Origin of the sequence: Haloarcula pellucida (assembly GCF_014647235.1) — an archaeon.
Lineage (GTDB): Archaea > Halobacteriota > Halobacteria > Halobacteriales > Haloarculaceae > Haloarcula > Haloarcula pellucida.
On sequence record NZ_BMOU01000003.1, the window covers coordinates 69,134 to 87,294 of the forward strand.

Annotated in this window: 13 protein-coding genes; 8 read left to right on the top strand and 5 right to left on the bottom strand. The window is 63.4% G+C overall.

What is annotated here, in order from left to right:
- Positions 1-39 precede the first annotated feature (39 nt).
- Both IEY28_RS10250 and ddfA read left to right on the top strand, forming a co-directional pair.
- Complete coding sequence (locus IEY28_RS10250) at positions 40-2,166, top strand: bacterio-opsin activator domain-containing protein (RefSeq protein WP_188997025.1); 2,127 nt, start codon at positions 40-42, stop codon at positions 2,164-2,166.
- Between the two features lie 87 nt (positions 2,167-2,253).
- A complete protein-coding gene (gene ddfA, locus IEY28_RS10255) occupies positions 2,254-2,568 on the top strand; it encodes a DdfA family disk-determining factor (RefSeq protein ID WP_188997027.1) in 315 nt (104 codons plus the stop codon).
- A gap of 126 nt (positions 2,569-2,694) precedes the next feature.
- On the opposite strand, the gene IEY28_RS10260 is transcribed toward ddfA, so the two are convergent.
- The 5 genes from IEY28_RS10260 to glmS all read right to left on the bottom strand — a co-directional run bounded on the left by IEY28_RS10260 (position 2,695) and on the right by glmS (position 10,215).
- On the bottom strand, positions 2,695-3,264 hold the full coding sequence (locus IEY28_RS10260) for a DUF7344 domain-containing protein (RefSeq protein ID WP_188997029.1): 570 nt from the start codon (positions 3,262-3,264) through the stop codon (positions 2,695-2,697).
- A gap of 73 nt (positions 3,265-3,337) precedes the next feature.
- Positions 3,338-4,054: a DUF7344 domain-containing protein gene (locus IEY28_RS10265; RefSeq protein WP_188997032.1), complete on the bottom strand. Its 717-nt coding sequence runs from the start codon at positions 4,052-4,054 to the stop codon at positions 3,338-3,340.
- 493 nt (positions 4,055-4,547) lie between these two features.
- Positions 4,548-6,095 (bottom strand): DUF7343 domain-containing protein, encoded by a 1,548-nt coding sequence (locus tag IEY28_RS10270; RefSeq protein ID WP_188997034.1) that lies wholly within the window; start codon positions 6,093-6,095, stop codon positions 4,548-4,550.
- Positions 6,096-6,637: 542 nt separating this feature from the next.
- On the bottom strand, positions 6,638-8,398 hold the full coding sequence (locus IEY28_RS10275) for an asparagine synthase-related protein (protein WP_188997036.1): 1,761 nt from the start codon (positions 8,396-8,398) through the stop codon (positions 6,638-6,640).
- A complete protein-coding gene (glmS, locus tag IEY28_RS10280) occupies positions 8,398-10,215 on the bottom strand; it encodes a glutamine--fructose-6-phosphate transaminase (isomerizing) (RefSeq protein ID WP_188997038.1) in 1,818 nt (605 codons plus the stop codon). The genes IEY28_RS10275 and glmS overlap by 1 nt, the downstream gene beginning before the upstream one ends.
- 325 nt (positions 10,216-10,540) lie before the next feature.
- On the opposite strand from glmS, the gene IEY28_RS10285 reads away from it, so the two are divergent.
- The 6 genes from IEY28_RS10285 to IEY28_RS10310 all read left to right on the top strand — a co-directional run bounded on the left by IEY28_RS10285 (position 10,541) and on the right by IEY28_RS10310 (position 18,147).
- Positions 10,541-11,383: a DsbA family protein gene (locus IEY28_RS10285; protein WP_188997040.1), complete on the top strand. Its 843-nt coding sequence runs from the start codon at positions 10,541-10,543 to the stop codon at positions 11,381-11,383.
- A 422-nt stretch (positions 11,384-11,805) separates the two neighbouring features.
- Positions 11,806-13,122, top strand: coding sequence for a nucleotide sugar dehydrogenase (locus tag IEY28_RS10290; RefSeq protein ID WP_220639434.1), 1,317 nt, complete (start codon positions 11,806-11,808; stop codon positions 13,120-13,122).
- Position 13,123: 1 nt separating this feature from the next.
- On the top strand, positions 13,124-14,152 hold the full coding sequence (locus IEY28_RS10295) for a glycosyltransferase family 2 protein (protein WP_188997046.1): 1,029 nt from the start codon (positions 13,124-13,126) through the stop codon (positions 14,150-14,152).
- The gene (locus tag IEY28_RS10300) at positions 14,149-15,225 is read left to right on the top strand and encodes a DUF354 domain-containing protein (RefSeq protein WP_188997050.1); all 1,077 of its coding nucleotides are present in this window, start codon (positions 14,149-14,151) and stop codon (positions 15,223-15,225) included. Before IEY28_RS10295 ends, IEY28_RS10300 begins: the two co-directional genes overlap by 4 nt.
- A gap of 4 nt (positions 15,226-15,229) precedes the next feature.
- Positions 15,230-16,162 carry a glycosyltransferase gene (locus IEY28_RS10305; protein ID WP_188997053.1) on the top strand — a complete coding sequence of 311 codons (933 nt, stop codon included), beginning with the start codon at positions 15,230-15,232 and terminating at the stop codon, positions 16,160-16,162.
- Positions 16,159-18,147 (top strand): DUF2206 domain-containing protein, encoded by a 1,989-nt coding sequence (locus IEY28_RS10310; RefSeq protein WP_188997055.1) that lies wholly within the window; start codon positions 16,159-16,161, stop codon positions 18,145-18,147. The genes IEY28_RS10305 and IEY28_RS10310 overlap by 4 nt, the downstream gene beginning before the upstream one ends.
- Positions 18,148-18,161: the final 14 nt, after the last annotated feature.

Consider the following 18,161-nt stretch of genomic DNA (forward strand, 5'->3'; position numbering starts at 1 on the left):
AATCGGTCACCAGACGGCGACGCCCCGCCCGACAGTCTAATGGCATCAGACTTCAGTCACGTGACGCTCGATTGGCCGGCGACGATCGTCGTCGGAGGCGAGAGCGAACGACTGGAAGACGCACTGTCAGCACTCAGCGACGGCCACGACGGAGCGTCAGTCGTCTCGTTCGACTCGGCGCAGGCAGCGTTACAGTACCTCGAAGCGGGTACCGATGCGGATGTCTTCGTAAGCACCCAGACCGTCGACGGGGGCAGCGGCGTCGACTTGCTCCGACACGTCAGAGACGCGTCCCCCGACCTCCCGTTCGTCCTGGCCGGCATGGACGTGACCGTGGCCGACGAGCGGAAGGCAATCGAAGCGGGTGCGACGGACGTCGTCCGTCTCGACCCGGACGAGTCGTCCGGTGACGCCGTTCTGCAGGCCCGCGTCAAGCGAGTACTGGAACAGTCGAGATCACGAGAACGGTCCAGTGTGACGAGCGAGGCCGACGCCGGCCGACTGCTTGGCGGTACCGGCGACACGATTCGGCGACTGTTCGACGCGTCGTCACGACAGGATGTCGCCGATGCCGTCGTCGAAGCGGCGACGTCGACACTGGGCTACACCGACGCGGCGATGTACCTTCTAGATAGCGACGGCCAACGCCTCCGACGCGTCGCGTCGGCACCGGCAGACGGCGACACGACAGGCCCGGTGCGCGCGGGACACGGGACCCGGCTCTGGGAGACGTTCGTCACCGGAGACGGCGACGTGGTGTCACAGACGGATAGCGGTGCCGGCAAAGCCACGGTGTCGCTCCCTATCGGCGAGTTCGGAGTGTTACACGTCGCCGTCGAGGCCCCCGAACAGGGACCCGTCGGCACCACCGAACGGCTGACGGATCTCGCGACGGCGGCGACGGCGGCGCTCGAACGGGTAGATCGCTCGCAGTCGCTGCAGAGCCACGCGGCGGAGCTCGACGAGCGTGCTGCGCGTCTCGAACGGCGTGGCGCCCTCGCCGACGTCCTGTCGGCCGTACAGCGAGCGACTGTCCACGCCGAGTCCAGAGAGGAACTCGAACAGCGAGTGGTCACTGGCCTGGCGGAGACAGACCGGTTCGCGTTCGTCCGCATCGAGACGGTCGGAAGCCAGCGCGACCGTCTCGAACCACAGACGTGGGCGGGCACAGAACGGGGGTATCTCGACGCGGTGGACCTCCGGTTGGACGAGAGCGTCGACGAACCCGCGGTCCGGGCCGCCCGCACCCAGTCGATGGTCGTGGTCGACGACATTACCACCGGTCTTCGAGAGGACACGTGGCGCGAGGAGGCACTGACACGCGGGTTCCAGTCGGTGTTGAGCGTGCCGCTCTACCGGAGCGACCGCCTCTGGGGAACGTTAACTGTCCACGCGACAGACCCCGACGCGTTCGACGGCAGGGTCGCCGACACGTTCGACGACGTCGCCCGAGTGGTCACGGACGGTCTCAGCGTCATAGAACGCAAGCGGTCGCTGCTGTCGGATTCGGTGATCGACCTCGAGTTGACGCTGACGGACGGCACGGACGTCTTCAGCCGCGTGGCCCGTGAAACCGGCGCGACGCTCTCCTTCGAGGGCGTCCTCGCCCGGGACGGCAACGCGGTGCTGTTCCTCGTCGTCACCGACGCGGCCTCGAAAACGGTCGAGCAGTCCTTCGAATCGGCCCCGTTGGTCGACACCGTCGACCACGTCCCGCACGGCGATGGCGAGTTGTACGAGATAGAACTGGAGTCCGTCTCGCTCGTGAGCGAGATACTCAGTGCTGGCGGAACCTTACGGGACCTCACCGCCGACGGCGACACCACGCGGCTGCTGGTGACGCTGCCGGCCGAGACCGACGTCAGGCGGTTCGTAGAGTCCCTCGAACGGGTCGCACCGGACGTTCGCTTACACTCGCGGACACAGCGAACGCGCGCTTCGAGGCGAGACCAGCCGTTCCGTGTCGCGTTCGAGCAGCGCGTGACTGACCGACAGCTAGAGGCACTTCGGACGGCGCTCTTGAGCGGCTACTTCGAGTGGCCCCGCGAGCATACCGCCGAAGAGGTGGCTAGCTTGCTGGACATCTCCCAGCCCACGTTCAACCGCCACCTTCGAGTCTCGCTGAAGAAGCTACTGGAGTTACTGTTCGACGCTGAAGGTCAGTAACGGTCCCGAACCCGGGACACCAGATCAATATAGCACCCCTTAGCCACAAGATAAGTTCGTACCTCCAAATACGATACCGAATCGACGATGATCCACAGCGACCTGGGAGCCGACGTCGAATACGACGCTCGGAGTAACACGTACCGGTTCCAGCGAGGCGAGCACTGTGAGACGAACACGAGTACGGCGGTCGTCACCGCAGTCGCGGAAGCAGTCGACAGGGAACCGACGGAACTCGAACCGCTCGAAGAACAGATAGACTCGGACGCTCTGGATATGTTCTTCGACCCGGACGCCAGTGAAAACGGGCGTGATAGAGCGTGTCGTGTGACGTTTCCGTTCGCCGGTTGTGAGGTGACAGTCAATCAGGGTCGGTCGATCGTGGTCTCCGCGCCGGAATAAGCAGTCGAGAACGACCGGGGGCGACGAGAGCGATCCAGAAGTGACAGGCTAGATACGTCTATCGCCGACACGCGCCCACTACACCCCGCCACGGCGGCTCCCACAGCTGGCACGTGCACGGAAGACTTAGGAGAACTGTCGAATACCCGCTTCGACAGCCAAAACGAGAAGGTGGAGCGCGAGGAGGGCAGGGAGTGTAAACGACGTCAGCGCCGGGGCCACCAGTAGCGTCGTCCCGGCGGCGACCACGGTGATGACGCTGGCCGCGAGCGTCAGGCGGAACGCGGGTGGTGAGGTGTCGGGTTGCTGGTCATCGGCCAGCCAGTGACGGCCGATGTCGTCGAAGGCTGGCCCGATGTGTATCGTCTTCGCCTCCGAGTCATATTCAACGAGGTCGACCTCGTCGAGTTTCGGTAGATGGTTCTGACACAGCGAGATGTACACGCTGTTGTAAATGTCGTCCGGTGACGTCGACGGGTCTGAGACGATCTCCGCGACCCGTTCGCTCAAGTCGCTAACATCCCACACCTCGTCAGACTGAGACAGCAGTTTGAGGCACACGCGCCGTCGCTCGTTACCGAGGAGGTCGTACACCGCATCCTCGTCGAGCGCCGGATCCTGTCGGTCCGAGTCAGCGGACTCGTCTTCGTCCGAAGATAACCAGGATGGGCGCGTAGATGATTTTGACAGTATCATAGTGTATTTTACCTCTGTCGTGCTGTTAAATATGGGTGGTGATCGACATCGAGTGGTGGAACATCGACACCACTCACTCGTTCCAGTTGTCCACGTCAGGTTTCGTCCACCCGAGGTCCGACCACGAGGACTCGGTCGCCCAATGACTCACAGCGAGCAACGTAAACAGCGCACTCACCAGAATCCCCATACCGACCTGAGACGGTAGTTGCGCGGACACGAGTCCGCTGGAGAGCGCGGACGCGAGGAACAGACTCCCCCCTGCAGCGTAGAGATAGCGCTTGTGCCAGCTTACGTCTACGTCCGCACTCGTCCGGTCGGTGTCGTCCGTCCGCTGGACTGAGGTGTCGGTGGGTGTGTGTGCCTCCGCTTCCTCGTCGTGGAGCAGGGATGGCTCGTTGTCGAGGTAGGGATCGAATCGCGAGGCGAGGCTCGTCGTCTCGACGTAGCCGCGACTCTGGTTGTATTCGAGGACCCCCGCCTTGTCCATCTTCGGGAGGTGGGACTGGTAGAGTGCGATATACACCCGCTGTCGCTGCTGGGAGCGGAGTGCGTCGATGGTCGTGTCGTGTTCCAGAGCCGCGATGTGTTCTGCGATGTCGCCCATGCGCGCTGGCTCGTCGCCGTCGTACTCCTGGAGATACTTGAGGACGAGGCGGCGACGGCGACACTGGAGGACGTGGAAGATATCGTCGCGCGTCAACTCCGAGTCCGAGTCGGAGTCTGGCTCCGAGTCCGACTCGGTAGAGGTGCTGTCTGACGTCTCGTTGCGGAGTGTAGCTTCGGGCATATTCGATTCTGCCTTGAACCCATTTCCCCATATAAAGGGACGGTTGTTCCGGTCGTTTCCGCCGTCAATAACTGTTTCACTCGTTTCGCAACGAGTCTAAAGACGTGTTAAAACCGTTCTCGCCCGTCGGAAGCCATCGTTCCATAGTACCGAAAACGCCGGCGAGCCGGCCCAGATCAGCATTTATTACGTGAAAGGTATTTCGAACGAAACGGCAGGTTCTCGATGCTGGTGGGGAACCGGTGACAGGAGAGAACGCGATATCAGCCATTTCGGCCCTTCAAACCCCGATTATCCTGTCGATAAGCCCACCTTACCGGGCGAGACGCGGTGAGAGACGACGGGGGCGGCGCGCTGGAACGGTCGAGAGTGACTGCCGACACCATGTGAGAACGGCCGCGAGACACCACTGAGACGGCACCGTCGACAGGACAGGGGAGTCCTGCGGCTATCGACGCCCTGCCCGTTTCGCCAGCAGTGGGCGCGCAGGCGGTCAGCAGACGTTTCCGGACCCAACCGGCCCGGAACGTTCGTCCCTGTCTCGCTCCAGTTGCATCTGGGCCGGCTTTGCCTCCTCGAGACAGATGAGGTTCTCGCGTCCGATGCGGAGTTTCACGATGTCGCCGCCCTCGTCCATACTGGACAGCAACCGACTCACCTTCGCCTTCGACCAGTCGGTGACGGCGACGATGTCACTCTGTTTCATCCGCCCGGCCTCGGCGCGCAACATCGCGAGTACCAATTCGTCGTCGGCGATGAGGTCACCGTCCGCGCGGTCCGCGATGACGGCCTCGGCAGAGTCAGATATCGGTTCGGTGTCTCCCTCGTCGTCGGGTACCGTAACCGAGTCACTGGTGTCTTCGACCGCATCGAGCGTCGTCTCGTCGGTCCGGAGGAGGCGCACCTGGAAGGCCCGGACGCTGTCGACCACGTCGATGACGAGACCGCTCCGGATAGCGGTGATCGACAGACCGATACCGACGACGAAGCCGAGGAACGTACTCGTCAGCCACGCGGGCGTGAGCTGACTCGTCGGGTCCGTCCCCAGAGTGGTCTCGAATTGATCGCCCAGGAGGTCGCCGTCCGTGTCCGTGCTAGTCGGGTCAGTGCCCGCCTGATGGACCTCTCTACCGTCGGGAATCCCGTCGCCGTCCGTGTCTGCGACCGTCGGGTTCGCCCCCGCGTCTAGTTCCGGTCCGTCGGCGAGGCCGTCGCCGTCCGTATCCGCGACGGTCGGGTTCGTCCCTTCGTCCAGTTCCCGCTTGTCCGTGAGACCGTCACCGTCCGTGTCTGCGACCGTCGGGTCGGTCCCGATGGAGACCTCTTTGCTGTCTCCGAGGCCGTCGCCGTCGCTGTCCGCCGTGAGTGGGTCAGTGCCCAGACGTTGCTCTTTGCCGTCAGAGAGCCCGTCTCCGTCGGTGTCGGCGACAGTCGGGTCCGTCCCGTGGGCGAGTTCGCGGCTGTCCGTGACACCGTCGGAATCAGTGTCGGCAAGCGTGGGATCAGTACCCTCGGACAGTTCGACGCTGTCAGCGACGCCGTCGCCGTCCGTGTCCGATGCGGCCGGGTCGGTCCCGAGCTCTAGTTCGCGCTTGTCCGTGAGGCCGTCACCGTCTGTATCCGCAGCCATCGGGTCGGCGCCGACGCTGAGTTCGACTCTGTCGGAGAGGCCGTCCCCATCGGTGTCGGCTGCCGTCGGCGACGTTCCGTGTTCTTTGACTTCTACGCCGTCGGTCAGACCGTCGCCGTCGGTGTCGGTGTTGGTGACGTTCGTTCCCTGGTTGACCTCGTTTTCGTTGTTCAGCCCGTCGTCGTCGAGATCGCCGGTTCGGGGGATCTGCTCTTGGGTGATAGAGCGGGCATCGAGTACGTCGCCAGTCTCGGCGTCTCGGAGCGTCAGGTTCAGCGTCGTCTCGGTGCTGTTCGAGTTAGATGGATAAGAGAGCGTAGGCGAAGAGGTATTAGCGAGCGGCGAACAGGTCGTGGCACCGTTCGTTTCGAGACAGAGTTCCGTGTTGGGTCCAGCAGACGACGTCTCCACACTGATGAGATAGGCGTTGACAGCCTGCCCCTGAGCGGTGTGCCCCCAGACATACGTCGTGTTTCCGACAGAACCTGCCGAGTGTGTCTGGCTCACGCCCACGATGGTGGCCGACGCAGTTTCCGCGCTGTCACTTGCGGCGCCCGCGCCGGCTGCGACGCCGGCAGAGAACGCCAGGACTGTTGTTAAAGCCAGGATAACCCTGATTACGCTCGATAACTGACGCTTGTCCATGTTGCGCGAGCAATGAACTCAATAACTGATAGCCTTTTTGGCTTGTCAGACGTTAGTCGGACGTTTTAAATCGAACGGCGGTGCTAGCGGGATTTTTTCAAATAATCCGGTTCGCCCAGTTAATTTCATCTTAATAGGGGAGTTCCAGACAAGAAGGGCAATTCCACTGGTCGGCAAATAGAGGTTCGTGTAGCTTACCCCACATGTCTGAGATAGCAAGTTGATAACCGTCGTAGCTGCCAAGCGGTGTATCGTTCCAGAAAGATTAATCAGGATTTACAGCGAGAATGCGATTCATAACGTGCCGTTCAGCTACGACCGTACGGTCCGGCCGTCGTCTGAGAGTCTTTGGGTTGGACGAGGTCGGACGGGTCTATCGAACTGTCCCCAGTCGTAGAATCGAGCCAAGTGGTGATGTCGTTGACGCGGAGTTTGAGACGCCACGGAAGCTCCTGGACGTCCGGCGACTCCGAGAATATCTTCTCGTCGAGCCCACACTGGTCGTACAGTTTCGCACGGTCGGGCCAGGGTCCCTGATAGCCGGAGACGAACGGCATCGCTCGCCTGAGGAAGTTGTCTATCTGGTTGAACGTGTACGAATCGTACGGCCTGTCCGGCGGTCGGTGGTGGAGGATGTTGTCGTCGAGTTTCCGGAGCGCACGCAGGTAGGTCTGCGTGTTCCGGTGTTCGGGTGGTGTGGCGAGATGCCACTCGATGAGTTCCGCGTCGAGTGAGACGCAGGACTCGACGAACTGGTCGCTCAACTGGAATCGGAACGGCCGCGACGGCTGGTTGAGTATCCCGAACAGGGCCATCCCGTCGTAGAGCCTCTCGAACCGATGGTCCCAGCGGTCGAGTACCTCGTCGACCCGACGCCGGAGGAACTCCTTGCCGGACTCTTCGAATACCGTGGTGTCCCGGGAGAGCATCTCCGAGGCGGGGAGATACCCGAACTTCTCGGCGAAGTGGTTGGCGATGTCCGGGTCGGGGTCGATACGGTACGGCGGACACTTCCGGTCGAACACCTCCACGCCGGTTATCGGCTGGAAGTGCCCGCGCAGCATCGTATCGGCGAGGCCGCCGTGGTAGATGGTGTCCACGTCGAATTGGTCCATGTACCCCGCGTGGTGGATGTGGAGCGACTCCATGATACCGTGGCCGTACTTGACGGTACTCAGGTCCGTGTTCAGATAGCGCTCGTCGACGGAGAGCGCCTGATGAGGAATCCCATACTGGGTCGCGAGTTTCTCCGCCACGGTGAGTTCGGAGCTATCGGACTCGCCGACGGTGTACGCAGCGTCGAGGTCGGAGATGCCGGCGAGAATCGTGCGTGAATCGTACCCACCGCTCAGCAGGACGCCCTTCCGTCCGGGGAGGTCATTCCGGCGTTCGAGCGCTCGGCGCATCCGCTCGGCCAGTTCGGCAGCGTAGTCGAACTCGCGAGACTCGTAGACGAACCGCCCGAACTCGTGAGTGTCTGTCGCGGTCAACCAACTGTCGAAGGGAATCCGACTGATCTGCTGTAACACCGTTCGGTCGTCGAACACGACACCGAAGTGAAGGAACTCTAAAAGCGGTTCGTAGTCGACTCGCGGGGTGGGAACGGCCGCGGCCACAGTCGCGGGATCGGTGCCGAACACGCGTGTCCCGCCGGTATCCGCGTAGTAGCACTCCCGGCTCCGGACGCTGTCGGTCGCGACGATACCGGACTGGTCCTCGTGGTCGGCGACTACGAGGAACGATCCGTTGAACCCGGTGAGTGCCTCGGTCCCGTGAGCCGCGTACTCCGAAAGTGCCCACTCCGCTGGGTCTGAGCCGTCGATAGAACGAGGATACGCCTCTCCCCAGATGGCACAGGCACCGGCCTCGTTCTCGTAGACGGTAGTTCGACCGGGGATGTCGAGTTCCGAACTCCGAACGCCGAACGTGAGGTCGGGTCCCGAGACGACTCGATCGAACTCGTCCGGTGACCGGTACTGTTCGAACGTGTTCGTATCGCCGAACACGCCGAACAGTTCCTTGTTCATCGGACGTATGTCCCGGTCGACTTGCTTCATCTGGAGCGACATTACTGGACAGTTACACTCTTGGCGAGATTGCGTGGTTTGTCGATGGATCTATCGAGTTGCTTTGCCGTGTGGTACGAGACGAGTTGGAGTTGGACGTTTGCGAGCAGGTTCTGACAGACGGGGTGCGTATCCGGGACTCGGAGATAGGCGTCGGACTCCGCCGCACCCGGGCCGTTCTCCGGTCCGATGCCGATAATCTCGGCCCCTCGCGTCTGGGCCTCCTTCGCGTTCGTAATCGTCTTCTCCGCTTCATCACCCGTGAACAGCCCGAAGACGGGCGTCTGAGAAGTGACGAGCGCGAGCGGGCCGTGCTTGAGTTGGCCCGAAGCGAAGCCCTCCGCGTGTTCGTAGGTGATCTCCTTGAACTTCAGCGCGCCTTCGAGAGCCACTGGGCGACTCATCCCGCGGCCGATGAAGAAGTACGCGTCGTACTCTAAGAGCCGCGAGGCGAGGTCCGCCGCGCGACTGGTCTCGACGACCTGATCGATGTGCGTGGGGACCTGTTCGAGTGCGGCGAGCAGTTCCGGGAGGTCCTCCCGAGTCGTCGCGTTCGGGAGTTCGGCCGCGATCTTCTGCGAGAGGAGGATGAGGGTGACGACCTGTGACGTGAACGTCTTCGTCGCCGCGACGCCGATCTCGGGGCCGGCACGAATGAACACGCTCTCGTCTGCCTCGCGTGCGGCAGTCGACCCGACGACGTTCGTCACCGTCACCGTCGTGGCGCCGCGTTCAGTAGCCGTCCGTAGTGCCGAAAGGGTGTCCGCCGTCTCCCCGCTCTGGGTCACCGGGATGACGAGCGTCCCTTCGGTCGTGGGCCCGGCCATCTTCGCGTACTCGCTAGCACGGAACACGCGGGCGCGGACGCCGGCGTCAGTGAGCATTCGCGCCCCGAACAGCGCGGCGTGATACGACGTCCCACAGGCGACGAGGTGGACGTTTTCGACGCCGTCAAGAATTTCGGCGTCGAGTTCTTCGAGGGCGACCCGCCCGTTGTCGGGGTCAACCCGTCCGCGAATCGTCTTCGAGAGCGAACTGGACTGGTTGTGAATCTCCTTGAGCATGTAGTGGTCGAACGCGCCCTTCCCGACGTCCTCGGGGTTCCAGTCGACGCACTCGCCGCTCCGTTCGACGGAGAGACCGTTCTCGTCGAAAATCTGTGCCTCGTTCGGTTCGAGAACGACCACGTCGCCGTCTTCGAGATAGACGACGTCGCGCGTGTGTTCGATGAACGCGGGGATGTCGCTCGCGAGGTAGTACTGGTCGTCGTCGAGGCCGAGGACTAGCGGCGACCCGGCACGGGCCGCATACACTCGGCCCTCGTCTCTGACGAGGGCGGCGATGGCGTAACTGCCTTCCAGTTCCTCGACGGCGCGTCGGAAGGCCACAATGGTCTCGCTCTCTTCCTTTCGGAAGTGTTCGACGAGGTGCGGGATGACCTCAGTGTCGGTGTCGCTCGTGAACTCGTAGCCCTCGTCGGCGAGGAACTCGCGGAGTTCGGCGTGGTTCTCGATGATGCCGTTGTGTACGACGGCCACGTTGTCCGTATCGGTGGTGTGAGGATGGGCGTTCTCGTCGGTGGGCGGCCCGTGGGTACTCCAGCGCGTGTGTCCGATACCGACGTCACCGGACGACGCCGCGGTCTGAATCTCCTCGCGGACTTCCGAGACGTCGCCCGCGCGCTTGTGCACTGCGATACCGGAGCCGTTCTGGACGGCGATGCCGGCAGAGTCATAGCCACGGTACTCGAGACGTTCCAACCCGTCGATAAGCGTCCCCACCGCGTCGTCTGCCCCAGCATGTGCGATGATACCGCACATCAGGCCCTCACCTCGCGTCGGCCGTCGGAGGTGGAAGCGGAGGTGGAGGTTGCTGCAGTCGACGCGGGCGGTCCATTCATGGGGTCAATCGAAGTTGGCGACAGTGTTCGTACGTACATGTGTTCTCACCCTGGTCCCGATTCGACGGGAAGGACTCGTTGGTATCCACGGCTTTACGGGCCATTCCTATACAGGGTCTAAGCGGGACACCAGACGGGGACAAGCCGAGTGCAGCGTCCCGAGAGGTGACGCGTCGCACGTCGCCAGCGTTCCCAGACAGTTTACCCGCTAAATAATGAACCGACGACCGAACGTGTGTCCAGCAATGCCTGAGAGACCGTCTCGAAGAGAGTTCCTTGCAGCGCTCACCGCTGGGTCGGCTATCACCGTCTCTGGTTGTGCGAGTGTCGTCGACACCGTCGGCGGTTCCGAGAGCGAGAAACCGACCGAGAGCGAACGGACGAGCGTCCCAAATACGTCGGAATCAGCGGCTCGATCGACCGAGACGCAGACGGCGACCGACACGCCACAAGCCACAGAGACCGAAGCCGGGTGGTCGATAGACGACGTCACGATATCGGAACCCTCGGTGTCGCTGTCCCCTGTTACGCTCCCCGAGGAGCAGACAGCGTACCCGACGATGGGCGACGACGAGGAGACGCTGACCCTCTACGGTAGCTGGAAGTGCCCCTACACGCGAGAGTTCGTGCTCTCGCAACTGCCCGACCTCGTCGACGAGTTCGTCCGACCGGGTGACGTCTCGGTACGGTTCCGGGCGGTCGCCTACCGTGGCAGGGAACCGTTCCTCGGTGCCGACGCGCCGCGGTCGACGCGCGCCGGACTCGCAGTCTGGGAGACGGACCCCGAGTCGTTCTGGACGTACTTCACGTACGTCTTCGCCAACCAACCACAGGAGCGGTATCAATGGGGGCAACCCGAATTGCTCACGCGCTTTGCAAGCGCTGCAGGCGTCTCCAGTCCGTCGAAGATTCGACAGGCGGCGACATCGGAGAGCGCCTACAGCGAACGAGTCGAGCGGACGCTTACGAGCGCAAACGAAAACGAGATCTGGACGGTCCCCCGCGTCGTCTACGACGGCGACGTGACGGCGCCGACCCTCGACGCCGAGAGCACGCGCGAACAGTTCGAGACGGCCGCCGACGAGTGAGAGTGTCACAAGTTGTCGTGCCAAGTGTGGGGTGTACGGACTGCAGACCGCGTTTAATCGAGATTTAAGCGGTGTTCCGGGCCCGGTGGCGAGCCATTGTTCTGATTCTCTCGCGTGCAAACGCGCGCTTCGGGCGGGCACGGGCGCGTCCCGATCTGCAGTGTATGTGACGAACCCAGTCGGGACCAACGGCCCGACCTTAGGCACTTGCGAAGGGAGTCGGCCGGCAGCGTCGACAGTCAGTCTGTCCGGTCGCAGTCGGGTTATTTTCGCCGGATTTCGTCGCTATCGTACTTAGCGGCCGCATAGGAATGACCCCGCAACGTCGTTGTGTGAACGAGAACAGCCCGTATCGGTCGCTGAGGGCTGGTGAACCGGTGATATCTATGAATTCGCTCCCAAGCAACGACGCAATCGACGGTATGAGCCCGATACAGGTGCCCCAGGAGATCACACCCCGAGAGACGACGGTCTGTGTCGTCGGTCTCGGCTACGTGGGGCTCCCGCTCGCAGTCGGCTTCGATAAGTCAGGGTACGACGTTATCGGCTACGACATCTCCGAAGAGACGGTCGCTCGGCTCTCGGACGGCAACGACACCACGGGCGACCTCGGTGACGAAGCGATAGCGGAGGGAGAGGTGTCGTTCACGACCGAACCCGGAAGCATCGCCGAGGCCTCCTACGTCCTCGTCACCGTCCCGACCCCTATCGACGAGAATCAGGACCCGAAGATGGACTTCGTCGAGGGCGCGGCCGAGACCGTCGGTCGAGAGATGACGCCCGGCACCACGGTGGTTCTGGAGTCGACCGTCTACCCAGGTGCGACGCGAGAGGTCATGGTTCCCGCACTGGAGGCGTCCTCCGGACTCGACTGTGGCGAGGACTTCTACGTGGGCTACTCCCCCGAGCGGGCCGTCCCCGGCGACGAGGAACACGGCCTGCAAAACGTCATGAAGATCGTCAGCGGACAGAACGAGGCCGTCGGCCACACCGTCAAGGCGCTGTACGACCACGTCATCGACGCCGGCGTCCACCTCGCGCCCTCGATGGAAGTCGCCGAGGCCGCCAAAGTCGTCGAAAACGTCCAGCGCGACGTGAACATCGGGCTGGTCAACGACCTCGCGATGACCTTCGAGCAGATGGACATCGACACCGAGGCCGTCCTCGAGGCCGCCGGGACGAAGTGGAACTTCCACGACTACAGCCCCGGTCTGGTCAGCGGTCACTGCATCCCCGTCGACCCCTACTTCCTCATCCACCGCGCGAGTCGGGACGGTCGAGCACCGGAACTCGTCGAGGCGAGTCGATCGGTCAACGAGTCCATGCCGAAACACGTCGCCGACCTGATGGTGAAGGCACTGACCGAGGCGGGCCGACCGCTCGCGGACTGCCGTATTCTGGCCGCCGGACTGACGTACAAGGCCGACGTCGCCGACATCCGGAACGCGAAGATAGCCGCGGTCCTCGAAGAACTGCAGGAGTTCGGCATCGAAATCGTCGGGTACGACCCGCTACTGGACGACGAGACCATCTCGAACTACCTCGACATCGAGACACAGGAGAAACTGAACTTCGACGGATTCGACGGCCTGTTGCTGGGAGCGGCCCACGACGAACTGGAGAATCTGAACCCCAACATCGTCGCTGCAGAGCTGTCGGCCCCCCCAGCTATCGTCGACGTGAACCGGGCCTTCGACGAGGCGGACCTTCCCGACGAGGTCGCATACAGGAGGGTCTGAGATGTACCGTGGCCAGACGGTCGGCGTCGTGTTGCCGGCGTACAACGAGGCCGAACACATCGGGTCTGTCATCGAGTCACTGCCCGCGTTCGTCGACCGAGTGTACGCCATCGACGACTGCTCGACCGACGAGACGTGGGACGTGATTCGCGAGTACGCGACCGTGAGCGAGCAGTCGAACCAGCGGATCGCGGCGGCCAGCGAGGCGGCGACCGAGGAAGTGATGGTGCCCGACGGCCACGGCAGCGAGTTCCCCGAAGTCGTCCCTGTCCAGCACACGGTCAATCAGGGCGCGGGTGGGACTCTCAAGACCGGCTATCTCCTCGCGGCACGCGACGAGATGGACGCGACAGTCACCATCGACGCCGACGGTCAGATGGACCCAGACCAGATGGACCGCCTTCTGGACCCCCTCGTCGAGGGCCGAGCGGGGTTCTCGAAGGGGAACCGTCTGGCCGACAGCGACGCCGCGGGCGGGATGCCGCCGTTCCGATTGCTCGGCAACTGGCTGTTGACGCTGATGATGAAGCCGGCGAGTGGCTACTGGCGGCTTCGCGACCCGCAAAACGGCTACACCGCGATATCGAAGGCGGCGCTCGAATCGGTCGATATAGAGGCCATCCCGGACGACCACGACTACCCCAACGACCTCCTCGCTCGCCTGAACGCCGCCGGCGTCCGCGTCGCTGACGTACCGATGGAAGCGATATACGGCGACGAGGAGAGCACCATCGAGTTCTCGGGGTTCGTCAAGCGCACCTCGACGACGATACTGCAGGCGTTCCTCTGGCGGCTCCGGAAAGAGAGCTCACAGCGTCGGCCCCACCTCGCAGCGCTCTACTCGGTCGGCACGTTGGGTGTGATCGCCGGCTTGCTCGCGGTGGTCAGTGGCGTCCTGTCCGAGTTGCTCCCCGACGCGCTCGCTGTCAGTTGGCCGAAGTCGCTGGTGACGCTCCTCGGCGGCGTTCTCGCGCTCACGCTGGCGTTCGGCACGGAACGACAGAGCGACGCCGAGGTGGTTCGGGAATGAACGTCGTCGTGACCGTCCAGCACGCCGGCCACGTCCACTTCTTCAAGCACGCTATCGACGAACTGACGCGTCGGGGCCACGACGTCCGGGTGTTCGCCCGTGACAACGAGGCCTCCATCGACCTGCTGGAGTGCTGTAACATCGAGTACGAGGTTCTCGCGGGGTCCTCGGATTCGCTCCTGTCGCTGGCGACGGCACAGGCGACCTACGAGGCGCGTCTGCTGCGCCGCGCGCTGGAGTTCGAGCCCGACGTGATGACGGCCATCGGCGGCGTCGCCATCTCACACGTCGCGTCGCTCGTCGGTGCCCGAAGCGTCGTCTTCTACGACACCGAACACGCTACCCTCATCCGACGGCTGGCGTTCCCCTTTGCCGATACGGTGTGTACGCCGGACTGCTTTCGCGACGATATCGGCTCGAAACAGGTCCGCTACCCAGCCTACCACGAACTCGCCTATCTCCACCCCGACCACTTCGACCCGGACGAGGCGGTCCTCGAAGACGTCGGGCTGGAGACGGACGGCGACGTCGTCCTCGTCCGTCTGGGCGACTGGAGTTCCTCGCACGACGTCGGCGCGAGCGGTATCGAGGACCCCATCGCCCTCGTCGAGCAGTTGGAAGCGGACGGCGCCGAGGTGTTGCTCAGTACCGAGGGCGACCTGCCCGACAGACTCGCCTCCCGGGGCTTCGACCTCGAATCGGACCGCTTCCACGACCTGCTGGCCGCCATCGACCTCTACGTCGGCGAGGGCGGGACGACCGCCGCCGAGTGTGCGGCACTCGGGACGCCGGCCGTCTACGTCAGCGACCTCACGCTGGGCTACCTCGACGAACTCGAATCACGGTACGGCCTCGTCGTCAACTGTGCCGGCGACGGCGGGACCGAGAAGGCACTCGAGGCCGCACGGTCCATGCTCGCGGAACCAGCAACGGAGTTCCAGCACCGACGAATGCACCTCTTGACCGAGAAAGTAAATCCGACCGATGTCATACTCGAACAACTCACAGGCGACCCGAGTGCCCCGCCGAGGGGCACAGACACTGCCGAAGCACCGCCACGGAACGTTGGGTGATGAGATGCGAATACTGCACCTGACGACCGGGCGGCGGTCGTTCTTCGAACAGCAGGTCGAGGCGTTGCGCTCTCGCGGCATCGACTGTACGGTGCTGAACGTTCCGGGCCACTACTCGGCGGACGACCCCCGGAGTGTGACCGACTACCTGAAGTACTACCCGCAGGTGCTCGAACACGGACTGGACGAGTACGACCTCGTCCACGCGAACAACGGTCTCACGGCACCGTTCGCGCTCGCGCAACCGACCCGCCCCGTGGTCGTCACCTTCTGGGGAAGCGACCTCATGGGCGACCACGGATGGGTCTCGAAAGTCGGACAGTACAGCGCGAAGCGGGCCAACCGCGTGATACTCCCCAGCCACAAGATGGCAGAGTACGTCGACTGTGAGTACACGCACATGCCGTTCCCCGTCGACACGGACCGGTTCCAGCCGATGGACAAGGCCGAAGCGCGTGACCACGTCGGCTGGGACCACGACGAGACGGTCGTGTTGTTCCCGTACGACCCGAGTCGGCCCGAGAAGGACTACGACCGGGCGAAGAAGGTCGTCGAGGCGGCCGACGTCGACGCCGACCTGCGGACGCTGACCGGCAAGCCGTACGACGAGATGCCCTACTACCTGAACGCGAGCGATACGGTGCTGGTCACCTCGAAGCGCGAGAGCGGGCCGATGATCGTTCGAGAGGCGGCCGCGTGTAACGTCCCGGTCGTCTCGACGGACGTCGGATTCGTCCGCGAAACGCTGACGGATGTCGGCCAATCGGCCGTCTGTGGCTCCGACATCGAACTTGCCGGCTCGCTCGAAGTCATCCTCGCGAGCGAGCAGCGGCCAGACGCGCGCGAGCGACTGGACCAACTCGACCCGGATGGGTTCGGGCAGCGACTCGAACGGACGTACGCGTCGGTTATCGACCGGGCGAGGGGTGAGGCATGAACGTCCAGCAGACCGTCCGGCGGTGGCTGCCCTCGCGTCTCGACACCGGGGCCGCCGTCGCGGGGCTGCTCATGGCCATCGCCCTGTTCCCGCTCCGGTTTTTCGCGTCACAGATATACATCAAGACGATTCCGCTCGTCCTGGGGACGGCCTGTATCCTGTATCTCATCACGAGCGTCCGCGACGAGAGTACGGTCAATGGCCTCCCGACGCTGTCCCGGAACGCCCTCAGACTGCTGCCGATACTCGTCGTCGTCTGTACGAGCGCGATGGTCGTCATCGCCGTCGAACACGGCGAGCGGTCGGTGCTGTTTTTCGACGTGGCCGGCGTCGCCGGGACCATGCTGCTGGCACAGATAGCGTTCTCGGGCAAGCAGTCGTTCAACCGGACACAGATACTGCTCCAGATAGTCCTGCTCGCGGCCGTCGTCCGTCTGAGTGCGTTGTACGTGACTCCGGGACTCATCGGCATCGACATCTGGACCCACATCACCCAACTGGCCGGGGGCATCAAGGCCGCCGGTACGCTCGAGGCGATCTCGAACAACAAGCACTACACCTCGCCGCTGTACCACCTGCTGGTTGTCACCACGTCGCTGCTGGCCGACGTCCCCCTGCGGTTGGCCCTGTATCTCTCGCTTGGCCTCGCGATGCCAGTCGCGATACTGGTCGTGTTCACCATCGCGAACCTGCTCGTCGAACCACGGTGGGCGGCGCTGGCGACGGCCCTGTTCGCGTTCGGTGACTACGTCATCGAGTGGGGGATCCACATCATCCCGACCAGCATGGGGTTGATACTGTTCCTCGGGGTGTTGTACTGGCTGGTCCGAGTGATGCGAACGGACTACGAACTCCGGGAGTTCGGTCTGCTGGTGCTGTTTACCACCGCCGTCATCCTGACACATCAGGTGTCGTCGTTCATCATGCTGGTACTGCTGGGTGCCGGACTCGTCGCGTACCTGGTGCTCAAGTTACGCATCTTCACCCGGTCGCCGCTCGACCCGGACGTGTTCAGGGTCCGGAACCCGCTGAATATCGCCGGGCTGCTGGCGTTCGACGCCGGGTTCATCACGTTCCTCTGGTCGTTCACGCCGTACAACGGGAACTCCTTCCTCGTGACTGTGCTCAGTTACCTACAGGAGACGCTGGCGTCCAGTGCGGGCGTGCTGAACCTCGCCGGCCCGTCCGGCGGAAGCGCCGGCGCGGCGGCGGCGAGTCAGGGACCGACGCTCATCGAGACCGTCGCGACGTACATCAACACCACCGGGTTCCTCCTGTTGCTGTTCGGGACGTTCGTCGGATGTCTGTACGTCGTCAATCGCCGTCGGGCACAGCAGTCCGTGTTCACGCTGCTCTCGGCGTCGGCGATCATGCTCGTGTTCGTCCTCGGTCTCCCGATGTTCGGCATCCGAAACTTCATCCCACAGCGGTGGTTCGCGTTCCTCTATGCCCCACTGGTGTTGCTTACGGTCATCGGGCTCCGCCACCTCGCCATCGAACTCGACAGGCGAACGGTGGCGGTCGTGGTCCTCATCTTCGTCCTCGTGTTCCCAAGCGCGATGGTCATGTCGAGCAACGGGGCTGTCGACAATCCGGTCTTCGAGAATCAGGAGGCCCAGTTGGCCTACAGCGAGGCCGAAATCGACGCCGCGTACACGTTCGGCGAGATGACCGGGTCCCCCGACGGCGACAACCTCCGTCCGGATCAGGTGGTGTTCACCGACCACCCGTACCAGACGCTGTTCAAGCGGACTGGGTCGTATCCGGCCGATACGGCTCGGATAAACGACAGCGAACCGGTCACCCACGACATCACCGTCTACCGACAGGAACAGACAGAGTCGGCCACCTACTTCATCAACAGCAACGGTATCGGCGAGGTTCGAAACATCCCCCAGCAGCGGATCTGCCGATCCAATCAGGCCGTCATCTACAGCAACTCGGCCGTGAAGATGTGCGTCACGTCCCCGGCAACTGACGCCTGACGGGGCACGTCTCG

Bases quoted from the DNA above. Each gene is read 5' to 3' on its own strand.
- IEY28_RS10310 (WP_188997055.1), top strand. From the start codon at position 16,159: ATGAACGTCCAGCAGACCGTCCGGCGGTGGCTGCCCTCGCGTCTCGAC.
- glmS (WP_188997038.1), bottom strand. From the start codon at position 10,215: ATGTGCGGTATCATCGCACATGCTGGGGCAGACGACGCGGTGGGGACG.
- IEY28_RS10285 (WP_188997040.1), top strand. From the start codon at position 10,541: ATGCCTGAGAGACCGTCTCGAAGAGAGTTCCTTGCAGCGCTCACCGCT.
- IEY28_RS10250 (WP_188997025.1), top strand. From the start codon at position 40: ATGGCATCAGACTTCAGTCACGTGACGCTCGATTGGCCGGCGACGATC.
- IEY28_RS10290 (WP_220639434.1), top strand. From the start codon at position 11,806: ATGAGCCCGATACAGGTGCCCCAGGAGATCACACCCCGAGAGACGACG.
- IEY28_RS10260 (WP_188997029.1), bottom strand. From the start codon at position 3,264: ATGATACTGTCAAAATCATCTACGCGCCCATCCTGGTTATCTTCGGAC.
- IEY28_RS10295 (WP_188997046.1), top strand. From the start codon at position 13,124: ATGTACCGTGGCCAGACGGTCGGCGTCGTGTTGCCGGCGTACAACGAG.
- IEY28_RS10265 (WP_188997032.1), bottom strand. From the start codon at position 4,054: ATGCCCGAAGCTACACTCCGCAACGAGACGTCAGACAGCACCTCTACC.
- IEY28_RS10305 (WP_188997053.1), top strand. From the start codon at position 15,230: ATGCGAATACTGCACCTGACGACCGGGCGGCGGTCGTTCTTCGAACAG.
- ddfA (WP_188997027.1), top strand. From the start codon at position 2,254: ATGATCCACAGCGACCTGGGAGCCGACGTCGAATACGACGCTCGGAGT.
- IEY28_RS10275 (WP_188997036.1), bottom strand. From the start codon at position 8,398: ATGTCGCTCCAGATGAAGCAAGTCGACCGGGACATACGTCCGATGAAC.
- IEY28_RS10300 (WP_188997050.1), top strand. From the start codon at position 14,149: ATGAACGTCGTCGTGACCGTCCAGCACGCCGGCCACGTCCACTTCTTC.